We start from the raw sequence: 4,683 nt of genomic DNA on the forward strand, positions 1-4,683 counted from the left end.
GATCCCGTTGGTGTCGTAGACCGGAACCGTCGTGTCCACGGCAAGGCCCAGACTGCCCTCGAACGTCTTGGTGAACGGCCGGTCGGCGGCACCTTCCGCCCATGTCCCGCACGCAGTCCCCGACCTCGAGCCTCCGCGTCGCCCCCGCACGCGAGGAGCTGCAGAGGGCGCGCCGGCCCGGAGTCGTCTCCCGCGACGCGTCCAACGTCGCCGACATCCTGCTGCGCGCCCCCGCCGCCGCCCGCCGCCGCGCCTTCAAGCACGAGATCAGCGCCCGCGAGCGGCCGTACGTCATGCGGGAAGTCGAGCGGGCCACCGGCTCCATGTACGGGCTCTGGCACGACACCCCGTCCGGGTTCATCGAGGATTGCCTCGGCGAATCGATCTGGGGCAAGCAGCGGGAAATCGTCGACGCCGTCCCGTTCCACAAACGCATCGCCGTCCCGGCCGGCTTCGGCGTGGGGAAGACATGGATCGCCGGGAGATTGGTCGCGTGGGCCGGGGCCGTCAACGCGCCCGGGACGATGGTCATCGTCACCACCGCGACCCGCTTCCGGCAGGTCCGTAACCAGTTCTGGCCCCACATCAGGAAGACGGTCGCCCGCGCGGGCCTGCCCGGATACTGCGACACGACGCAGTGGAAAATGCCTGATCAGTGGGGCAATGACGTGCTGGTCGCGTACGGCTTCACCGCGCCGGACAACGACGAAGCGGCCATGCAGGGCATCCACGGCACCCCGAAGCTCCTCATCGTCGTCGACGAGGCCGGCGGTATCGCCCGCATGATCGGCAACGGCACCAACAACCTTCTGACCGGTGACGCGCGCATGCTCGCGATCGGCAACCCGGCGATGGACGACCCGCGGAGCTGGTTCGAGGGACTGTGTGAAGAGGGCGACGACCCCGAGGAGCCGACGACCGTCACCATCCCGATCGCGACCTTCGACTCCCCGGCCATCACCGGCGAGCGCGTCCCGTACTGCAACGACTGCCCCGACGGCGTGCCCCCGCACTCCCTCGCCATCCACCTGCCGGACCAGGAATGGGTGGACCGCACGATCCGCGAGTACGGGCCCGATCATCCGTACGTGATCGCCAAGGTGCACGCGAAGTTCCCCAAGGGCGGGGGAGGCCTCACCATCCCCGTGACGTGGGTGGAAGCCGCACAGACCAGCGACGACCCGACCGGGCCCGGATGGCGCCGGGTGTGTGACCTCGGCATCGAGAAGGAGACCGCCACTCACACCGTGAAGGAAGGCGCCTGGGTCCGTCTCGGCGTCGACGTCGCCGCAGACGGAGGCGACGAGTTCGTCATCTCGCGCATCGTCGGCGACGTCATCGAGACCCGCTATCACTCCTCCGGCACCATCAACGACGACCAGGTCCTCCTCGCCGAGAAAGTCCTCGAGGAGATCAAGGCCGCGCAGCTCCTCGCCAACGCCCTCGGTTCCCCGCACGCCGTGCGCGTCAAGGTCGACCAGAACGGCATCGGTCACGGCGTCGTGTCGATGCTCAAGCGCTGGGCCGACACCGGCCGCCACCAGGCGCAGATCGTCGGCGTGATGGTGTCCGAGTCGCCCGAGCAGGACGACCCGGGCGCCCAGATGCGGCCGTACCGCAAGCGCGACGAGATGTGGCTCGCGACCCGCGGCCTGCTGCAGCCCGACCCGTCGACCGGCCTCGGCCGCCTCCGCCTCCGCGTCGACCGGCAGACCGGCATCCAGCTCTCCACCCCGCGCCTGGGCTCCAACTCCGCCGGCTACAGCGTCGTCGAGTCGAAGAAGGCGATGAAGCAGCGCGGCATGAAAAGTCCGGACCGCGCCGACGCCGCCCTGCTCACCGTGTACGAGCCCGAGCCGATCAACCCTCCGCGCCGCCGCGGCCTGCTCAACTGAAGCAGGATCACGATCGCCCCCTTGAATCTGCCGGGGTGCATCTGAACCCGCTGGAATTGGGCAAACTCTTATGCCATGGACTTGACGACCGCCCGCCACCTCAGCGCCAGCGGCGACCCCGTGACGCACGCGGTCGCCCTCCAGGCCGTGCCCAGCCTGGCCCCGGCCCTCCGCCAGCTCGAGCGGATCCTCGACACGTTCCGCACGGTCAACAGCGGCAACAAGGACGTCGTCTCGGACTCCCGCATGCAGCAACTCGAGTGGGTCGCCGGCGAGCTAGCCCTGGCGCTTCCCCTGGGTCTGACCGAGACCGCCGGAGACTCCCTCGCCGACCTCCTCGCGCCGGAAGCCGTACACGCGTACCTGCTTTACGGCCGCGGCGGGTACCTGCGCACCGCGCCGATAGTCGCCACGGACCCCACCAGCTACGACACCTCCGAGCGGATCCGGATCTTCTGCCTCGAGCGCATCGCCGAACAGGCCCGCATCCCCTTCGAGACGCCCGACCTTCCCCCGTGGGGACTGCGCCCCACCGTGTCCCCGCTGATGGCTGACCGCATCACCAAGCACCTGGAGGAAGAGGCCAGGCAGTGGACCGAGGTCGACCGGCCCGACGTCATCGTCCGCGGCCTGGCCATGTGGGGCGTCATGCGCGACGCCCTGCCGCGTCTGGGCGAGCTCGAGTCCATGCTCGTCGACAACCTGGTCCTCACCGCGACCACCCGCACCATCACCCTGTACCGCCAGCCCCAGGGCGGGCACCGCGGGAAGACCCCCGAGCCCGAGATCATCGACCTGAGCATCGACACCGGCCACCGACTCGTGGACTGGCTCGACCGTCGGAACAGGCTGATCCTGCGCCTTCACGGCGGCGTCCCTCGGCAACTGTGGCTGTCGTGCTGGCACCCCAACACCGGCGTACCCATCGACCGGCGCGGCATCAGCCGCTGGTACAAGGGTGTCGCCGACGACGTGCAGATCAAGCAGGACGCCGAGAACGTGTCGGAGGACGACCTGGTGCCGACCAGGTGGGAGACGATGCGCCGCACGCTCCTCGCGCAGCGCCAGGCCACGGAGAGCGCCACCTAGACGGCCCCCGGCGGCCCGCAGGGCGCTGGTACGGTCCCGGCATGGACGTCGATCAGGCCCAGGCCCTCACAGCGCCGCTCACGGCCGCCGAGCGGGACCAGGTGCAGCTCGCCGCGGCCGCCGCAAGCAAGACCGTCGACGAGTACCTGCGAGACGGGATCACCGCCGCGGTGTACGACCCGTTCGCCGCCGCCCTCGAGCGGGCCGCCGACACCATCGCCGGCCGCGCCGAGGAGATCCAGCACGACTACGCCACCGACTGACGACCACGTAGAAGGGCCCGGTACCGACGGGGGATGCGGTACCGGGCCCTTCTGTGACCACCGTAGCGCCGCAGCGCCGGGGGAAGTCGTTGTTCCGGCGGACTACTCGGCCGTGCCGTCCTGCTCCTCCCGGGCGCGCAGCGCGGCCTCGGCCGTACGCGCCCGCTCCTCCGCGTCGCGGAGCTTGGCCTTCACCCCGTCCAGCTCGTTGCGTAGCGTGTCGACGCGGGGGTCCAGTTCGCTCAGCCTCCTGTTCGCGCGCTCGAGCTCGGCCGTCAACCCGGCCTGGACGGTATCGGCCGCGTCCTTCGCGGCCTTCACCATGGCCTCGGCGTTCCGCAGTGCCTGCCGTCCGTTCTCCTCGGCCTCCGCGGCGCGCGTCTCCGCGACCGTGGCCTTGGCGTTGGCTTCCTCGACCTCGGCCGCCGCGGCGGCCTGCGCCTGCTCGAGCGTCGTGGTCATCTCCGTGACCTTGCGATCGGCCTCGACCCGCGCCTCCCCGGCCAGGTTCTCCGCGGTCTGGACTTCCTCGGCGGACCGTCGGCGGATCGCGGAAATCTCGTCGGCCGCGGCCTGGCGGGCAGCGTTGACGTGTGTCTCGGCGGTCCGTCGTGCCTCGTTGATCAGGCGCTCGGCTTCCTGCCGCTTCTCCTCCTGCAGGTCGCGCGCCTCCTGGACGTCGCGCTCTGCCTCGGCCTTGATGCGTTCGATCTCGGCGTTGGCTTCCGCGGTGATCCGTTCCACGTCGGCCTGGAACTGGGCGCGCGTAGCCTCGAGCTCTGTCTCCATCTGCTCGGCCGCCTGGTTGGCGGCGCCCATCTCCGCCTCGGCCGCCTCCTTCGCTTTCTGGGCGGCGTGCTTGGCGGTCCGCTCCTGGTCTGCACGGGCTTCCGCTGTTGCGATCCGGGTGTTGGCCTCGCTCTCCACGGCCATCACCTGGGCCTCCGCCGCCTCCGGGTCGGTGACCGTCTGCAGCAGGGTGACGTAGCGCTCCAGGGACGCCGGGAGCTGGTGCAGCAGACGGACGATGTCCTCCCGGACGTTGACGGCGTCGGCCGCAGAGTCCGTGACGGGCTTGTCGGTCTCTGGTTCTTCCACAGCGCTGCCCTTGTTGGCGGCGTTTCGGGTCTTCCGCTTCTCCCGCCACGCTGCGCCGGCGTTGTGGTCCGGACGGACGCAGTATTCCGGCGCCGGGCCGGGCGCCGACAGGTCCTTCTTCGGCTCCCGCGGATCCCCGCACCCAGGGAACTTGCAGGTCACCTGTTCTGCGCTCTCCCCGGCCTGGGCCTCGGCTGTGGGCTCGCTCATGGACTTCGCTCCTGGTCCGCTACGGACATACGAGGGCCCGTTTTACCACGGCTTCCGCCTCTCTCGATCCCATCCCATCTCAACTCATCTCAACTCATCACCGTGATGAGTTGAGATGAGTTGAGATG

Annotated in this window: 4 protein-coding genes; 3 read left to right on the forward strand and 1 reads right to left on the reverse strand. The window is 69.9% G+C overall.

All coding sequences use genetic code 11. The features are described 5' to 3' along the window. Nucleotides 1-101: 101 nt before the first annotated feature. The 3 genes from ACFWBB_RS42415 to ACFWBB_RS42425 all read left to right on the forward strand — a co-directional run bounded on the left by ACFWBB_RS42415 (nucleotide 102) and on the right by ACFWBB_RS42425 (nucleotide 3,247). A complete protein-coding gene (locus ACFWBB_RS42415; RefSeq protein ID WP_385284605.1) occupies nucleotides 102-1,895 on the forward strand; it encodes a hypothetical protein in 1,794 nt (597 codons plus the stop codon). A 75-nt stretch (nucleotides 1,896-1,970) separates the two neighbouring features. Then, on the forward strand, nucleotides 1,971-2,984 hold the full coding sequence (locus ACFWBB_RS42420) for a hypothetical protein (protein ID WP_385284608.1): 1,014 nt from the start codon (nucleotides 1,971-1,973) through the stop codon (nucleotides 2,982-2,984). A gap of 41 nt (nucleotides 2,985-3,025) precedes the next feature. Then, the gene (locus ACFWBB_RS42425; protein WP_385284611.1) at nucleotides 3,026-3,247 is read left to right on the forward strand and encodes a hypothetical protein; all 222 of its coding nucleotides are present in this window, start codon (nucleotides 3,026-3,028) and stop codon (nucleotides 3,245-3,247) included. A gap of 102 nt (nucleotides 3,248-3,349) precedes the next feature. Here the strand turns inward: ACFWBB_RS42425 and ACFWBB_RS42430 are convergent, their stop codons facing one another. Continuing rightward, complete coding sequence (locus tag ACFWBB_RS42430; protein WP_385284613.1) at nucleotides 3,350-4,555, reverse strand: hypothetical protein; 1,206 nt, start codon at nucleotides 4,553-4,555, stop codon at nucleotides 3,350-3,352. Nucleotides 4,556-4,683: the final 128 nt, after the last annotated feature.

This window comes from Streptomyces sp. NPDC060000 (assembly GCF_042737375.1).
Lineage (GTDB): Bacteria > Actinomycetota > Actinomycetes > Streptomycetales > Streptomycetaceae > Streptomyces.

Coding starts and splice junctions, on each gene's coding strand:
- ACFWBB_RS42415 (WP_385284605.1), top strand. CDS start 102: ATGTCCCGCACGCAGTCCCCGACCTCGAGCCTCCGCGTCGCCCCCGCA.
- ACFWBB_RS42420 (WP_385284608.1), top strand. CDS start 1,971: ATGGACTTGACGACCGCCCGCCACCTCAGCGCCAGCGGCGACCCCGTG.
- ACFWBB_RS42425 (WP_385284611.1), top strand. CDS start 3,026: ATGGACGTCGATCAGGCCCAGGCCCTCACAGCGCCGCTCACGGCCGCC.
- ACFWBB_RS42430 (WP_385284613.1), bottom strand. CDS start 4,555: ATGAGCGAGCCCACAGCCGAGGCCCAGGCCGGGGAGAGCGCAGAACAG.